The 15,802-nt window shown below is 48.4% G+C and carries 13 protein-coding genes, 1 tRNA gene and 1 pseudogene; 3 read left to right on the top strand and 12 right to left on the bottom strand.

Annotated features, from left to right (window positions below; genetic code table 11):
- Positions 1-32 precede the first annotated feature (32 nt).
- The 4 genes from AACR41_RS12495 to AACR41_RS12480 all read right to left on the bottom strand — a co-directional run bounded on the left by AACR41_RS12495 (position 33) and on the right by AACR41_RS12480 (position 3,902).
- A complete protein-coding gene (locus AACR41_RS12495; RefSeq protein ID WP_012307507.1) occupies positions 33-827 on the bottom strand; it encodes a TIGR03943 family putative permease subunit in 795 nt (264 codons plus the stop codon).
- A gap of 56 nt (positions 828-883) precedes the next feature.
- Positions 884-1,360, bottom strand: a complete 477-nt coding sequence (locus AACR41_RS12490; protein ID WP_012307506.1) for an FHA domain-containing protein — start codon at positions 1,358-1,360, stop codon at positions 884-886.
- 293 nt (positions 1,361-1,653) lie between these two features.
- Complete coding sequence (gene pstB, locus AACR41_RS12485) at positions 1,654-2,457, bottom strand: phosphate ABC transporter ATP-binding protein PstB (protein ID WP_012307505.1); 804 nt, start codon at positions 2,455-2,457, stop codon at positions 1,654-1,656.
- Positions 2,458-2,801: 344 nt separating this feature from the next.
- A complete protein-coding gene (locus AACR41_RS12480) occupies positions 2,802-3,902 on the bottom strand; it encodes a DUF389 domain-containing protein (RefSeq protein WP_030006411.1) in 1,101 nt (366 codons plus the stop codon).
- Positions 3,903-4,114: 212 nt separating this feature from the next.
- On the opposite strand from AACR41_RS12480, the gene rpmF reads away from it, so the two are divergent.
- Both rpmF and crtH read left to right on the top strand, forming a co-directional pair.
- Positions 4,115-4,282: a 50S ribosomal protein L32 gene (gene rpmF, locus AACR41_RS12475; protein WP_012307503.1), complete on the top strand. Its 168-nt coding sequence runs from the start codon at positions 4,115-4,117 to the stop codon at positions 4,280-4,282.
- Between the two features lie 229 nt (positions 4,283-4,511).
- The gene (crtH, locus tag AACR41_RS12470) at positions 4,512-6,053 is read left to right on the top strand and encodes a carotenoid isomerase (protein ID WP_030006410.1); all 1,542 of its coding nucleotides are present in this window, start codon (positions 4,512-4,514) and stop codon (positions 6,051-6,053) included.
- A gap of 102 nt (positions 6,054-6,155) precedes the next feature.
- On the opposite strand, the gene AACR41_RS12465 is transcribed toward crtH, so the two are convergent.
- Positions 6,156-7,274 (bottom strand): SpoIID/LytB domain-containing protein, encoded by a 1,119-nt coding sequence (locus AACR41_RS12465; RefSeq protein ID WP_030006409.1) that lies wholly within the window; start codon positions 7,272-7,274, stop codon positions 6,156-6,158.
- Between the two features lie 133 nt (positions 7,275-7,407).
- Positions 7,408-8,178: a 1-(5-phosphoribosyl)-5-[(5-phosphoribosylamino)methylideneamino]imidazole-4-carboxamide isomerase gene (hisA, locus tag AACR41_RS12460; protein WP_012307500.1), complete on the bottom strand. Its 771-nt coding sequence runs from the start codon at positions 8,176-8,178 to the stop codon at positions 7,408-7,410.
- Between the two features lie 59 nt (positions 8,179-8,237).
- Here hisA and AACR41_RS12455 point away from each other — a divergent pair.
- Positions 8,238-8,309: transfer RNA gene (locus AACR41_RS12455), tRNA-Cys, on the top strand.
- Between the two features lie 177 nt (positions 8,310-8,486).
- Here AACR41_RS12455 and AACR41_RS12450 read toward each other — a convergent pair.
- The 6 genes and pseudogenes from AACR41_RS12450 to AACR41_RS12425 all read right to left on the bottom strand — a co-directional run bounded on the left by AACR41_RS12450 (position 8,487) and on the right by AACR41_RS12425 (position 15,799).
- Entirely contained in the window at positions 8,487-8,699 is a 213-nt protein-coding gene (locus AACR41_RS12450; protein ID WP_030006408.1) for a hypothetical protein, read from the bottom strand.
- A gap of 171 nt (positions 8,700-8,870) precedes the next feature.
- Positions 8,871-11,204: a 1,4-alpha-glucan branching protein GlgB gene (glgB, locus tag AACR41_RS12445; protein WP_030006407.1), complete on the bottom strand. Its 2,334-nt coding sequence runs from the start codon at positions 11,202-11,204 to the stop codon at positions 8,871-8,873.
- 348 nt (positions 11,205-11,552) lie between these two features.
- Positions 11,553-12,332, bottom strand: coding sequence for a hydroxyacylglutathione hydrolase (gene gloB / locus AACR41_RS12440; RefSeq protein WP_030006406.1), 780 nt, complete (start codon positions 12,330-12,332; stop codon positions 11,553-11,555).
- A gap of 74 nt (positions 12,333-12,406) precedes the next feature.
- Positions 12,407-12,952, bottom strand: a complete 546-nt coding sequence (locus AACR41_RS12435; protein ID WP_084149993.1) for a DUF2628 domain-containing protein — start codon at positions 12,950-12,952, stop codon at positions 12,407-12,409.
- A 67-nt stretch (positions 12,953-13,019) separates the two neighbouring features.
- Positions 13,020-13,934 carry a branched-chain amino acid transaminase gene (locus tag AACR41_RS12430; RefSeq protein WP_030006404.1) on the bottom strand — a complete coding sequence of 305 codons (915 nt, stop codon included), beginning with the start codon at positions 13,932-13,934 and terminating at the stop codon, positions 13,020-13,022.
- A 61-nt stretch (positions 13,935-13,995) separates the two neighbouring features.
- A pseudogene (locus AACR41_RS12425) lies at positions 13,996-15,799 on the bottom strand (M61 family metallopeptidase).
- Between the last annotated feature and the right edge of the window lie 3 nt (positions 15,800-15,802).

The raw sequence follows: 15,802 nt of genomic DNA, 5'->3' as shown, positions 1-15,802 counted from the left end.
GAAGATTTAAGAGCGCGACACCACCCTTATACCTAATAATCGTAAGGATTTCTGGGGGTGGGAATCGGTTCGACGGCACTGGCTTGGATCACCAACTGACGCTGGGGCAAATTATTATCACCCTCAGCTTCTGTGGTGAGTTGGAGATCCTCGGTAATCATTTCCCCCGTGACTTCTACCCAGGAGTCCGGCGCAAAGGCTTGGCGATCGCCTTCGAGTTTCACGGGCAATCCCACCGGATAGGCATCCACTGCACAACAGGTCAACACAAACCGCGACACCATCATGTAATTGTCCGGCAACTGGGGCAGGTGAGTCACAAAGCCGTTCACCTTCACCGGATCCCCCGTATAGGCATCGGGTTCCGGGTAAACATTCAACGTCCGAATCCAATCCAATAACGTCCGCTCCTCTGGGGAGGTACCGACCCGAAAACTTTCCGGTTGGCTCCGGGTGAGGGGCAACTCTTCCGTTAAACCCCGTTGAATCGCCGTTTGGCTTGACAAAATGGTCGGCGGGATCAAAAATCCGGCGATCGCCACCACAATTAATAGAGCACTCCCCACATTCTGGGGTAATAGCGTAATGTGCTGCACCGACTCCCCGCCACTAACTTGGGGACGCACCTGTTGTAGTAATTTTCCCAACCCCAGCAGAAGGAGAATGATCCCCGCCGCCACACATAAACCGAAGTAATTAGGGTGGATCAACAGAGCTAGCTGGCCTGTAATCGCATACTTGAGCAGCAAAGCTCCCCACAACAACAGGGCCGTAATATCAAACCAAGGGGCCAAACCAGCCGCTTTCGGAGCAGAAAAATTAACCATTGCGTTCCTGGAAAAAATACCTCAAACAACTATCACCCGTTTCCGTTAAGGCCACCCTAAAACAAACGTGTTGCCTCTTCATCAGCCATCAGTTCTTGATCCTCAGCTAACATCGCCGGATCAATGAGCGTAATGTCAAAGGGATCTTCTTCCCCTGGCTGAGTGCGCTTTGAAGCACGCGGCGATCGCCGTTCATAACGACCCAAAATTTGGGGGCCAAACGTCACGACATCCCCATCTTGGAGTGTGACCGCATTCACTTTGTTCCCATTGACCAAAATGCCATTGGCACTCGCCTCCTGCAAACCGTCCCCATCAACAATGCGATAGTAAACATGATCATCCGTGAGATGCCGGACTAAGGTGGCATGGAGACGAGACACAAACTGAGACTGGAGGTGAATCGCGCAACTACTACGACGCCCAATAGAATAGCGAGCATCCGTCAAAATATATTCCCGTTGTCCAGTGTCATCTTGGACAACAAAAACATGTTGAGGTTGATTCATTGTGACGGTAGGAGCAACAGCCATGGATTCCAAATCAGTGCAGAAAAATTGTCGCTAAACAAAGACAATACTAAGTCCTCACATTTAAACATATCAGCTCAACATTCAATCGTGGTATGAACCCACAAAGCCCAATTCATGTTCAGTCTCTAGGATTGTCCTATCCTATCGAAGTGCCGTCTTTTTTGGTCAACCCGTAACAAATTCAATCACAAACAAAAAACCCATTACCGGCAACAGCGGGCATGGGTTACGGCTGAGACAAAAATTTAGTGTAGCGTTGCGAGAAAAACAGACCCTAAAGTCATTCCCTCAAATTAACCGAAACGGCCACTGACATATTCTTGGGTGGCCTGTTCCCGGGGATTTTGGAAAATAACCTCCGTGCGGTCACATTCCCCTAGATAGCCCTGGCGGGTACCATCATCATTGGTCTTCACGTTGAAGAATGCCGTCATATCAGCGACCCGCGAAGCCTGTTGCATATTATGGGTCACGATAACAATCGTGTATTGCTCTTTGAGCTGGTGGATCAACTCTTCAATTTTGAGGGTCGAAATCGGGTCTAAAGCAGAACAAGGCTCGTCCATCAGTACCACCTCTGGCTGAATGGCGATTGTCCGGGCAATACAAAGCCGTTGCTGTTGCCCCCCAGATAGGGCGAGGCCACTTTGACGCAATTTGTCCTTAACCTCATCCCAAAGAGCGGCCTGGCGCAGTGAGCGTTCTACCAGTTCGTCCATGTCGCCCTTGTAACCATTGATCCGTGCCCCATAGGCGATATTGTCATAGATCGATTTGGGGAAGGGGTTTGGCTTCTGGAACACCATGCCAATGCGACGGCGCACTTCCACTGGATCTACACCGGATCCGTAGAGACTACTGCCGTGGTAAGCGATGTCGCCATCTATGCGGAAAGAAGGAATGAGATCATTGAGACGGTTATAGCAACGCAGCAGAGTGCTTTTACCGCAACCAGAGGGGCCAATAAATGCTGTTACTTGATTTTTGGGAATGTTGAGGTAAACGCCTTTGATCGCCAGGAAGTTACCGTAATAGACACTGACATTTTCTGTCTGCAGAACGTAGTCTGTGGCGTTTGCATTGTCGAGTTCAATCATTGGAAAAGCAGCTTATCTAGGCCGGATGCGGGGAGTCAAGAAAATAGTCAATCACTTGCCGAATGACTTGGTGGAGCTAATGTTGAGGCTTGTTTAAATCTGAGAAGAGCTTAACGATGGAGAGGGTTTCCGCGTTTGCCAGCTTTATCAGTTTTGCCTAGACCATTAGAATACAAAACCTTCGGCTCCAGTATATTATCAGTCCTGCGACATCTTGACTTTAAGAACAGGTAAACCTTTTGACTGGCGCTAGATAGGGTCGTTCTTTGTCGGTTGTTGTTAGGTTGAAGAAAAGCGGAAAGCTTGATCTTTCAAGGATTTCTAGTTGACAATTGGAGTCTTTTTTATTGGCGTGGTGGGGCCATGTCCAATTGGGGTAAATCTAAATCATGGGGATCGATGTCATCGGCTTTGACTTCTTGGATTGGACTGACCTGAAACACAATTTTAAAAATTTGCCGATTACGCTTGCGTAAGAATTCCTCAACGAGGAGAGCCTGTCTGGGGGTAATTTCTTTTTTCGCCTGGAGATTGACATAGATAATCGGCGGGGAAGAAGTCCAGTCAACCCGCACCCGAACATTTTCAACGTCTTGACCAACAGTGACGGTTTTAGTTGTGAGCTGGCTGGTGATGGTTTGTTGTAGGCGGAGCTGTTGCACGAGTTGAACAAATCTTGCCCCAAGGGGTACTAACAAAATCAGGGTTAGGGCCATCGTCCAACCCAGGGCGTGATTGATCTCGGCATAACCGGCCAAGATGTAGACCACCATGCAGGCAAGGGTAATACCGAGTAAGTTTGTTAGGTAGAGTAAAAAAGCACCACGGGAGTAATTGAAATAACCTTGGGAAAAGGATAAGCCCACCACACAGAGGGGAGGCATCAGGGCAACGGCGATCGCCGTCCCTGCGAGGGCATCGCTAATCCCTCGGCGCACCTTCGCAAAACCGCTAATCCCCCCAGCGGCCACGGCAATACCAAGGTCGATCAGATTTGGCTGCGTCCGAGCCGTCAGTTCCGAGCCAAAATCAGGGATGCCAATGACGACGCCGATCATCCAGGATAAAGCCAGGGAAAGGGCGGTTGCGCCGGTAATCGAATACAGCGATCGCCAAAATAATTTCAATTCCCCTTCTAGGGCGGCAAAAGCTAATCCCCGCAACGGCAACATGAGCGGCGCCACCAGCATCGCCCCGATAATCACAGCCGTACTATTACTAATGAGCCCAAAGGTGGCAATAATACAGGAGCTGACCGTCAACATCACAAAATTAAGCCGCCAGCTCGCCTCGATCAAAAGCTGCCGATACAGACGCCGCGTCTTTTTCCCCGTCACCGGGCGAGGAATAAACCATTGCACAAAATCGACCCAACCCAACCACCATTCCATCACGACCCCATAGGCTTGGGGATTACGGTATAGCCGTCGTCGATACCACACCATTGCTGTTAAGACTCCTGGACAAATAGACACACAAATGCGATTTCGATTGTAAAAGCTCGGTTCCTCTCTGGTGGGATTTGCATGGATTTCTTTACCCGTGACAAACCCCGCCTTCATTCACCCCCACAATTCAAGAGATTCTGACGGAGGACTTACTTTTTGGGAGAGAAGATTTTATAATGGTAATTCTGTAAAAATCTGTAGTTAATCCCATGGCAGTTCCAAAGAAGAAAACCTCAAAGGCAAAGCGTGACCAACGCCGGGCCCACTGGAAGCGTAAGGCAACCATCGAAGCCCAAAAGGCCCTTTCCCTTGGCAAATCTGTACTCACTGGTCGTTCTAGCTTTGTTTATCCTTCCCCCGAAGACGACGAAGAGTAAATTCAGTATTTTTCTGGCCCCAGTGCCCTCTAAATCTCTTATTAAAAATAAATATAGTTCTGATACAGCAAGGTGGAAAGTTTTCCGCCTTTTTTTGTGACAAAGGCCCATGCCCAACAAAGAACTGTCGCCGTAACATCGCCGGAGAGCTACCCTACTAATCCCAAGGGAAATAAAGGTAGACTATGTAACAGTCAAAATTTAGCCTACCTTGCGAGCCTCACCGTTTATGACCGCCAAAACTGCCATTTCTGCTCCCCAGTACGATGTGATTGTCATTGGTTCCGGTATCGGGGGCCTCGTCACGGCAACCCAATTAGCAGCAAAAGGGATCAAGGTGCTGGTGCTAGAACGCTATGTGATCCCCGGTGGCAGTGCGGGTTATTTTGAGCGCCAGGGCTATCGGTTTGATGTGGGCGCTTCGATGATCTTTGGCTTTGGCGATCGCGGCACCACCAATCTCCTCACCCGGGCCCTCGCCGCAGTGGATATGTCAATTCCGACCATCCCAGATCCGGTGCAAATTCATTACCATCTCCCCAATGATCTTGAGGTCAAGGTACACCGTGACTACGAAGAATTTTTAACGGAGTTAACGGCACGGTTTCCCCACGAAGCCAAGGGCATTCGTAAATTTTATGATGAATGCTGGAAAGTATTTAATTGCCTCAATAGCATTGAGTTGCTTTCCCTCGAAGAAATTCGCTACCTGCTGCGGGTCTTTATGCAGAAACCCTTTGCTTGCCTAGAGTTACTTAAATATTTACCCAAAAATGCTGGGGATCTCGCCCGTCAATATATTAAAGACCCCGAACTGCTGAAGTTTATCGATATGGAATGTTACTGCTGGTCAGTGGTGCCAGCTGAACTGACTCCCATGATTAATGCGGGTATGGTGTTTAGCGATCGCCATTATGGGGGCATCAACTATCCAGAAGGCGGAGTGGGCCAAATCGCCCTCAAGCTGGTTGAAGGTTTAGAGCACCATGGTGGTGAAATCCAATATGGTGCAAATGTCTACGAAATCATCACCGACCAAGGCCGGGCCGTCGGCGTGCGCTTAGCCAATGGCACCGAGTATTTCGCCAAAAAAGTCATTTCCAATGCCACCCGTTGGGATACTTTTGAAAAACTGCTCCCCAGTGAAAATAAACCCTTTTTTGAAGAAAAGTGGACGGAGAATTACCAAAAATCCCCCAGTTTTCTCAGCGTTCACCTCGGTGTCAAAGCCGATGTTCTTCCTCCTGGGACGGAATGCCACCACATTTTGCTCGAAAATTGGGACACCATGGAAGCCGAACAGGGTACTATTTTTGTTTCTATTCCGACGCTCCTCGATCCGAGTCTGGCCCCTGAGGGATACCACATCATTCACACCTTTACCCCCAGTTGGCTGAGCGAATGGCAAGGCCTTTCTCCCCAGGAATATGAAGCCAAAAAAGAAGCCGCCGCCTGGCAACTCGTGGATCGCCTTGAAGCTATTTTTCCAGGATTAGATGCGGGATTGGACTACATGGAAGTGGGGACACCGCGCACCCATCGCAAATTCCTCGGACGGGTCGATGGCTCCTACGGGCCGATCCCCCAGCGCAAACTCCTGGGATTATTGGGAATGTTTAATTTTGCTGGTTTTCCACCCAGGGTCAATAAAACAGAAGTCTCTGGACTTTATTGTGTCGGCGATAGTACCTTCCCCGGACAGGGCTTAAATGCTGTGGCGTTTTCTGGCTTTGCCTGTGCCCACAAGGTGGCGACAGATCTCGGCTATTAAGTGACAGGCACAAGAAAGGCGATCGCCCTTGGGAAAACCAAAAAAGAGGGGAATTTTACCCCTCCTGAGATCTTGTATTTACTTCACGTTGAAAACTGACAGTTACCGTGGCGTCAACTTGGCAATGGTGGCATTTTGGTAATAGTGACGCAGAATTTGTTGGTAATCAATGCCCTGGGCTGCTAAACCATTAGCTCCCCATTGACTCATACCAACGCCATGGCCAAAGCCTTTACCGTAGATATAAACGTCGCCCTGTTGGATTCTGGCATTGATCAAAGTGCTACGCAGTTCTAATAAACTACGCAGTTGATCGCCACTGATATTTTTGGTGCCGCGATCGCCAATCACTTTCATCGTAATCACCCGACCCTGGGGGGTAGCCCGTTGGGGAATGAGTTGCTTTACAGTACCAACACCACCAACCAGTTCCCCTAAGCGAGCCGCAGAAATGGTTTTATTCCACTGATAGACTGGCGAAGACTGGTCATAATCTACAACCCCCCGGAGATAGGGCAGAGGTTGACTCCAGATATCCTCAACGTTTTCGGTATGGCCACCCGAAGAAGAATGGAATACCGCCAGAATAACACTACCGTTATAGGTCATCACCTGACTTTCCGTGGCGTTAACGGCAGCATGGGTTGTGCTGTACTCGCTATTTAGACCCTTGTAGACCTGTGTCGCCGTTGTGGTGTCTAGGTCATAGGGTTTCCCGGCATTTTCCGAGCGTTTTTTTAATGCATAGGTACGGGCCGCGACAGCCTGGGCTTTGAGGGCTTCCTGGGGCCAACTGGGAATTGCTTCAGCGCCGACAACACTATAGAGATAGTCTTCGAGATCGACGTGATTGATGGCGAGAATTCCGTTGCCACTCTGCCGGAGTTGGGTGCGCCCCCGGTACCAGCGATCGCCAATCCACACATAGCCATCACCCTGGGGCTCAATCCAGACCTCAGTTGCCCGCCAACGGTCAAACGCCAACTGATTACCCTGGCGTCCCACCGCAAAGGAACTCATTCCGGCAATTTCACCGAGGACTTGGCCTTGGCCATTTCTGATTAAAGCATTGGTGGAACTGCCCACCTGGAGATTGGCCGTCGTCTGCCGTACAGCGACCCGGAGATCAACCGCTGCCTGTGCAGGTGCAAGGGTTCCTAGCCATACAAGCCCCGAAAGAACCCAGGAATGTCCGATTAATCTACGTAAGGGTCTCAGCATAAACACATTAGAAATCTACAACAAATATCAATGGCATAAAGTGGTGCAGTCGATCACTATATAGCTTTACTCTAGAATCGCTTTTGATGTGGTTTGTTCCATTACAATTTCACGACTCAATCTAACACGAAAATTAGGCGATCGCCGTACCATCATCCGGAAAAACATCCTGTAAACGTTGGGGGCCAACCGCCTTCACCGCTTCAGCCAAATTAATATCTCCGGTATAAATCGCCCGGCCCACAATCGCTCCTGTGACTCCGATCCCTTCAAGGGCCACAAGATTAACCAGATCCGCCAAAGAACTCACGCCCCCCGACGCAATCACCGGAATCTCAATGGTGGCCGCCAATTCCCGCAGCGCCTCCAAATTAGGGCCAGCCATGGTGCCATCCCGATGAATATCCGTGTAAATAATGGCAGCGACGCCCTGGGTAGCCATCTGTTTCGCCAAATCCGTCGCTAAAACCGCCGACGTTTCCAACCATCCCTTTGTCGCTACCTTTCCATCGCGGGCATCAATCCCAACCGCAATCCGGCCAGGATATTTGGCACAGAGTTCTGTCACGAGATCCGGGTTATCTACCGCCGCCGTCCCAAGAATGGCTCGCTCTACACCCACATCAAACAATTGCGCCACACTTTCTACCGTACGGAGACCACCGCCCACCTGTACAGGAATATCAATCGCTGCTGCAATTTTGGCGATCGCCCCTAGATTGACCGACTCTCCCTGTTTTGCCCCGTCTAAATCCACCACATGGAGCCGCGTTGCCCCCTGCTCAGCCCAAGTCCGTGCCACCTGAACCGGGTCATTATTAAACACTTGCGCCTGTTGATAATCACCCTGGTAGAGGCGCACACATTGGCCACCGAGCAGATCAATAGCGGGAATAACTTCCATAACGAAAAAAATGTTGTGATGTGAACAAAAGCCCTGTTATAATAGCGAACTGTTGACCCGGTGGTATAGCCAAGTGGTAAGGCAGAGGTCTGCAAAACCTCCACTCCCCAGTTCGAATCTGGGTACCACCTTATTGTTATTGTTAATAGCTGAAATCGACCTAGAACTCGCTCCGTAAGTAGAACTCCTAGTTTTTTATTTTTTATGCCCTAATAGAGGCTAATTAAACACACGAATTTCTCTGCAAAGAACCAAAAAGGTTCAAGAAATAGTCTCAAACCCTCTTAATTATTAGATGAAATAAATTTTTATTTGACGACCGCAGTGATGATCGTCGTGATCGTGGCAGTTGCCAGTAGGCCAAAGGCGAGATTAACTACCCATTGAGATGCCATCTGGTAGGCATTAAAGCGGATGGTCAATTCTTTTTGTTCGTCCCGTTGGGTTTTGATAGCTTCAGTAAGCTCCTGTACGTCATCGGCGAGCTTGTCGAGCATTTCGTCTGTCCAGCGTTGTGTCATGGTTTGTGCTACCTTACTTTTGCTTTATTAAATGGGTGGTCATCTAAAAATTACAAGGGATAATGATGAGGATTCATATCCAGTCTCTCTTAAACCCAACAAGAAAGGTCTGGAGACAAACTCCCAGACCCTGTAAATATAGTTCAACAGCTAACGACAAAATTTTATTTTTTATATTTCGCCGGATAGAGCCTTGGCTTTATCGGCCTGTTTTTGAGCAAGCATTGCGGCTGTTTTTTCTCGATCAATTTTTAGGACAACCACGCCGAGGGGCGGCAAACACAAGTCAACCGAATAAGGAAAATTATGGAAACTCCAGTCTTCAGTCCAGACGCCACCGAAGTTGAGCAGATTACTCCCCCCAAAGGTTTCGGCATCACTATTCAAAATTTCTTGATAGTAGCCCTCTTCTGGAATGCCAATTCGATAATGGCTATGGGGTTGCGGCGTAAAATTGCAGACCACAACTAAAAAATCATTGGGATCTTTTGCCCGTCGAATAAAGGAAAGAACACTATTTTGATTGTCAGAGCAGTCGATCCATTGGAATCCTTCCTCTTCAAAATCCCGTTCGTAAAGGGCCGGTTCCTGTTTATAGAGACTATTTAATGCCCCGAAGAAACCTTTGAGTTTGGCGTGGGGTTCATGTTGCAGCAAATCCCAACTCAAGTCACTCCAAACATTCCACTCATTCCATTGGCCAAATTCCATGCTCATAAACATGGTCTTTTTACCAGGATGGGTAAACATATAGGCAAATAAAGCCCGCACATTGGCAAATTTCTGCCATTCGTCCCCCGGCATTTTGCCAATAATCGAGCTCTTACCATGAACGACTTCATCGTGGGAAAGGGCCAACATGTAGTTCTCGCTGTGGTGATACCACATACTGAAGGTAATGCTGTTTTGGTGGTGCTGCCGGAACCAAGGATCCATGCTGAAGTATTTGAGATTATCATGCATCCAGCCCATATTCCACTTGAGGTTGAAGCCGAGGCCACCGAGATAAGTGGGACGAGAAACCATGGGCCAAGCGGTGGACTCTTCGGCAACGGAGATAATCCCTGGATAGTATTTGAAGATGAGATTGTTGGTTTGGCGGAGAAATTCTACGGCTTCGAGGTGTTCGTTGCCGCCGTAGTCATTGGGAAGCCACTCGCCATCTTCCCGGTCGTAGTCGAGGTAGAGCATTGATGCCACTGCATCGACCCGAATGCCATCGATGTGATATTTATCAAACCAGAATAGGGCATTGGCAATCAGGAAGTTGCGAACCTCATTGCGATTGTAGTTAAAGATCAGGGTGCCCCAGCCTTTGTGCTCACCTTTGCGGGGATCGGCGTGTTCGTAGAGATGGGTGCCATCGAAGTAAGCGAGACCATGGGCATCCTTAGGGAAATGGCCAGGAACCCAGTCAACGATCACCCCGATACCATTGGCGTGGCATTGATCGATGAAATACATCAGGTCTTCGGGATTGCCAAAGCGGGAAGTGGGGGAATAGTAGCCGGTTACTTGGTAGCCCCAGGAGCCGTCAAAGGGATGTTCAGCGACAGGCAGTAGCTCGATGTGGGTGTAGCCCATGTCCTTAACGTAGGGGATGAGCTTATCAACCAGTTCGTAATAGCTCAGGAAGCGGGCACCGGGTTTTTGATCGCCCACAGGAATGGGATCGACTTCACCGGAAAGGAGTCGCATTTTTTCGGTGGCGGAACCATGGAGCCAGGAGCCGAGGTGTAGTTCGTAGATGGAAACAGGATTTTTGAGGGGATCTTGTTTGGCACGTTGTTCTAGCCAATCGTGATCCTGCCATTGGTACTGGTCGAGGTCAGCAACGATGGAAGCAGTGTCGGGGCGCACTTCCCGGAGAAAGCCATAGGGGTCTGATTTTTCGTAGATGTGGCCGTGTTGGTTTTTGATTTCGTATTTGTATTTGGTGTTGGGGCCGAGGTCAGGAATGAAAATTCCCCAAATACCAACGTTTAAACGGCGCATTTGGTGTTTGCGACCATCCCAGTTGTTAAAGTCGCCCAGGATGGAGACGTTGCGGGCATTGGGCGCCCAAACGGCAAAGTAAACGCCTTTGATGCCATCGACTTCGACGAGGTGCGCCCCCAGTTTGTTGTAGATGCGGTGGTGATTCCCTTCGGCAAAGAGGTGGAGATCGAGATCGCTAATGTGGGGGGCTTCGGCAAAGGCATAGGGATCGTTGATGATGTGTTGGCGATCGCCTTCTTGGAGCTTCAGTTGATATTTCGGCGTCGTTTCACTCTGGAGGGTGCACTCAAAAAAGTGGGGATGATGCACCGTTGTCATCGGGTGTTCCGTTTGGGAAGGGGTATCAATCACCCAAGCTTGGCTAGCAGAAGGTAAATAAGCGCGAATTGACCAGGTTTTCGGATTGGGATCGTCGTTGGTGGGATGACAACCCAAGACAGCATGGGGGTTGTCGTGGTGGTTAGAAACAATTTGGTTGATCTGGTCTGGAGTGAGGAGAGTAGGCATTATGGCAATTACCGAAAATCGATTAGAGGTTTATTAAAGAAATTTTTTGTTTGGCGATATGGAACAAGGCTAGCTCAGGGTAGGGTAATCCGAGGGAGATTATAGGACGTGGTGGGCGTTTGGAAATGATTGTGACAAAGAGGATAGGGGAGAAATGTCGTGTGTGATACCTTGCTCCTGATCGGAGGCCCTGGGGTTTACTTTTCAGGAAAAAAGAAGAGAAAACTATAAATTGAGCCTTATTTTAGGGGATTGATCCTCACTGTAAACGGTTTTAGCAAATCCGCAATCGTTCCCCTGGGGTATGGTTGAATTTTTTTATGGAAGTCGCTGCCACCAGTTTAAACTTCAAAAGAGATCCCGTTTGCCGCGCAATTTTGTAAAAACTCGCAGGGGATCTGTTGTTTTTAAGTTAGCTTGCAGTTGGCGATCGCCACAGCGCAAAAAAGGATTTGTCTGTTTTTCTAAAGCTAACACCGTTGGAATGGTCGGTTCCTGGCGTTGTCGTTGGGTCTGCACTTGCTGAAAACGTCTCTGAAGAGCCTCATTTTCTGGATCAACCGTCAAGGAAAATTTAATATTTTTCAGGGTGTACTCATGGGCGCACCAGATATTCGTGTTATCCGGCAAATCACAAATTTGCTGGAGCGAGGCAAAAAGTTGAGCAGGCGTTCCTTCCAAGAGACGACCACAGCCATTGGCAAACAGCGTATCGCCACAAAATAAATCGCCACTGTCTTCGGGCTGTAGGGGAGGGAAATAGTAGGCGATGTGACCTTGGGTATGGCCTGGTACAAACAAAATTTCGACGGCGCGATTAAATAAATCTAAGTGATCACCAGCCTTAAGGCTCACCGTTTGGCCTGGAATACGTCTTCTTTGTAAATCTATCTCGCTACCATACACAGCCGCTGCGGGGAAATGACTTAATAGTTGACGATTGCCACCCACATGGTCAGCGTGATGGTGCGTAATCAGAATGGTCTTAAGCGTTAAATCTTCTTTACTTAGATACTCCAGGACAACCTCAGCGTCGCCTGGATCAACAACCGCACAATCCCCTGTAGCTCGATCAACCAAGAGAAAAATATAGTTATCGTTAAAAGCTGGTAAACGAATAATCTCCACGTTCATATTGTCCAAATCATTACTTTGATCATAGCTTTATGATCAACAATGCTTTTAACAAGATGTGATGTTTATTATTCTTTCAAATTCTTCTCTTTGATATAAAAAGCAATTGCTGAATCTGGATGATTAGCTTCCACCGTTTGCTTATGTTCAAATCCCCTGAGCTCTAATTCATTGGAACGCCACCTATTACCTTCGCTTCCTAAAATATATGCGATACCTAGACCTGTAAGGCTACCAAATAAATTGATAGCTCTTATTTCATCTTCATTTTCAGCAGAAGTAGAAAGAGCCCCAAATAATAAGGATAAGAACACAATACAAAAAACCTGCTTCCACATCTGGTGATAAAGTAACCAAAATATTCCAAACCAAAAAGCAGGCCATGAAAACCCTTTCTTTATAGCTTGCAGTCGATATTGAGAATTAGGATGCTGATAGATTTTAAATTTTTTATGCCAATCATATTCTGTATTATCTTTCTCTATTAGCTTGTATTCCTCATAGCTTCCTTCGTAATTGCATATATTACATTTGTAAAGTCCAGACTCCAACAAACACACATTTCGCCCGTAACATGCAGGACACTTTAGATCATCATTTAAATTACTTTTCATGATAGAAATTTTTGTTGATATTCTGATGCTACTGAATGAATTTAAGTTTGCGAAAACAATACAGAATTTAAGCCAGGCTGATTTTATAAACCCAGTCACTAAACTCCGAATCGCGGTTTTCTGTGATTGCCGTTAGTTTTTCTCGCAATTTCTCAGTGATGGGCCGTTCCGTGGGTAAGGTATAGTTTTCGACTCGCTTCACAGGGGTGACTTTGGCCGCTGTCCCACTTAAAAAGACCTCATCGGCAATTAGAAGCTCTGATTTATCAATGGGGCGTTCGATCACGTCGATACCCAGATGTTTAGCAAGGGTAACGACGCTGTCACGGGTGATGCCTTCGAGAATATCCTGGTCAGAACCAGGGGTGATCAGTTTGCCATCGCGGACGATAAAGACGTTCATTCCAGATGCTTCACAAACTTTCCCTTGGGAGTTCATCAGCAATGCTTCGTCAAATCCAGAGGCAACGGCTTCGGTTTTGGCCAGGGCTGAGGCAATGTAAGCACCGCTAATTTTGCCCCGGAGTGGAAAACTCCGGTCTTCTTGGCGTGTCCAGGAACTGATGCGACAGGCGATTCCGTCGGGGGAAAGGTAATCACCCAGTTCTAAGCCATAGACGAAGAAATCTTTTTCAATGTTGTGGAGACGGGGGGCAATGCCTAAATCAGAAGTATAAACAAAGGGGCGAATGTAAAAAGATTTTGTGGGCCGATTTTGTTTCACGAAGTCCACAATGACGTGTTCAATTTTGTCAGCCGGGAGATCGAAATGGAGAAATTTTGCGCTGTTGCTAAGACGGCGGCAGTGGCGTTCGAGACGAAATAAAAGAATTTGGTTTGCGTCGGCGGGATCAGGAATACCCCGTAAGCCCCCAAAAGCCCCTGTTCCATAGTGGAGTGCGTGGGTTGCAATGGAAATATTTGCATCAATGAAGGGAACAAATTTTCCTTGGAAATAGGCAGTGGGAAGGAAATTATGCATGGGTTGGGGGCAAACGGTAGGGTGCGAAATGAATTACAGAAAGAACAATGAAGCAAGGAATTTATCTTACCGCACCTGAATCTTTGGGATTCAGCCAGCCCTTGAGGTTTTGCAACTGCTTGGCAGAGGCTTGGGGATTTTTCACGACTTGATAACTGCTCGGTTGGGGGGCAGCGAGGGTGACGGCAAGGGTTTTCAGTTGGTCTTGGTGAAAAATCGTGATCGAAATTGTATCACCTGCTTGGTAGTTCTGAAGGCGATGGTTGAGTTGTTCGGCATTGGTGCGATAGTTGGCGATCGCCAGGAGTTCATCTTCTGGATCAATGCCCGCTTGGTGGGCCGGGGAATCAACATTGACCGTTTGCACTAGGGTGCGATTGTTTTGGTCGGTGACGGTGAGACCCAGGTAGGGGAGATCTTTGTTGGTGTAGATGGGTTTGATCTGTAGGCCGAAGGTTTCGAGGGCTGCGCCGAGGGGAAGTTCTGCCGTGGTGTGGAGAAATTCGTGGAAAAAGTCGCTCAGGTCACAGCCCGCCACCTCACTAATTATCTGTTCTACTTGGGTCGGGGTAAAGCCGATTTCTGGTTTGCCAAATTTTTCCCACATGATCCGCAACACATCATCTAGGGATTTTTGGTTTTGGTGGCGATCGCGGATTTTGAGATCCAGCAGCATCGCCACCAGAGCACCCTTGAGATAATAGGACATCTGGTTATTGTTGCTATGGGCCTCGCGGCGGTAGAGTTTAATCCAGGCATCAAAACTCGATTCGGCCAGGGGCTGTACCAAACGCCCAGGGGTGAGGAGGTAGCGGGTGATGTCCTTGCTGAGGCTTTCAAGGAAAAAGGCCTTGTCATAGATGCCGGCCCACAACGGAATGAGCAGATCATAGTAACTGGTCACACCCTCGGCAAACCAAAGGGAAGGGGTGTAATTTTCTGTCTCGTAGTCAAAGGTTTCGAGTTCCTTAGGGCGAATGCGCTTCACATTCCAGAGGTGGAAAAAATTCGTGGGCCACCAACTGCATAAAGCGGTTGTACTGGTCAGATTTTTGGAAGCCAAACCGGGGATAGTTTAAAGAGCAACTTTCTTTATGTTCGAGGCCGCCATAGCCACTGCCGGACAGGTGCAACAAAAACATGTATTCGTCGTAGGGCAACTCACCGCCGAAAATTTTGGCCTCGGTCTGGATGATTTTTTTGGTATCGGCGATCGCCTTTTCCGCTTCAAAATTGCCTTCCCCCCAAACGACCCAACGGTGGGGCTTCCCTTCACAGAGGAACTCATAATTTTCATGGAGACCCACCTCCACAGGGCTATCCACCAACACATCAAAATTTTCGACCCAGAAACAATTTTCCTGGTCTTCGATCAGAGGCAAGGTGGTATTCACTTCCCAGGCGATGTGGGGCGGTTCGACGGTCAGAGTGCAAGCTTGGTCTTGGTAGCCCGGAATAAAGCAAAATAAAGCCGCACCGTTGAAATAACCGTGGGTTCCATCGAGGTGATTGGTGCGGACGGTGAGGTCATTGGCAAAAACCCGATAGTGGACTTGGATGTCTGAGGTGTCAGTGGTTTCAACTTGCCAGTGGTTTTTCGTCACTTTGCGCCAACTGAGGTCAACACCTGCCGCTGTAGTCGCCCGAAAATCCTGGAGATGGCGGGAATATTCGCGCACCATATAGGAGCCAGGCGTCCATACGGGCATTTTTAGATCCAAAACTGCGGCTTCCCATTGGCTAATGTGAATGGTTACCTCAAATAGGTGGGTTTGGGGTTGGGGCATTGCCACTTGATAGGCGATCGCCACCGTATTTTGCGCGCTTGGGGCTGGCGTTGCCATGGAAGTTGCCGTGTGAACCATCAG

Source organism: Picosynechococcus sp. NKBG042902 (assembly GCF_963864045.1).
Lineage (GTDB): Bacteria > Cyanobacteriota > Cyanobacteriia > Cyanobacteriales > MRBY01 > MRBY01.
The sequence above is the reverse complement of the archived record's forward strand: the minus strand, read 5'-3'. Positions and strand labels throughout refer to the sequence as shown.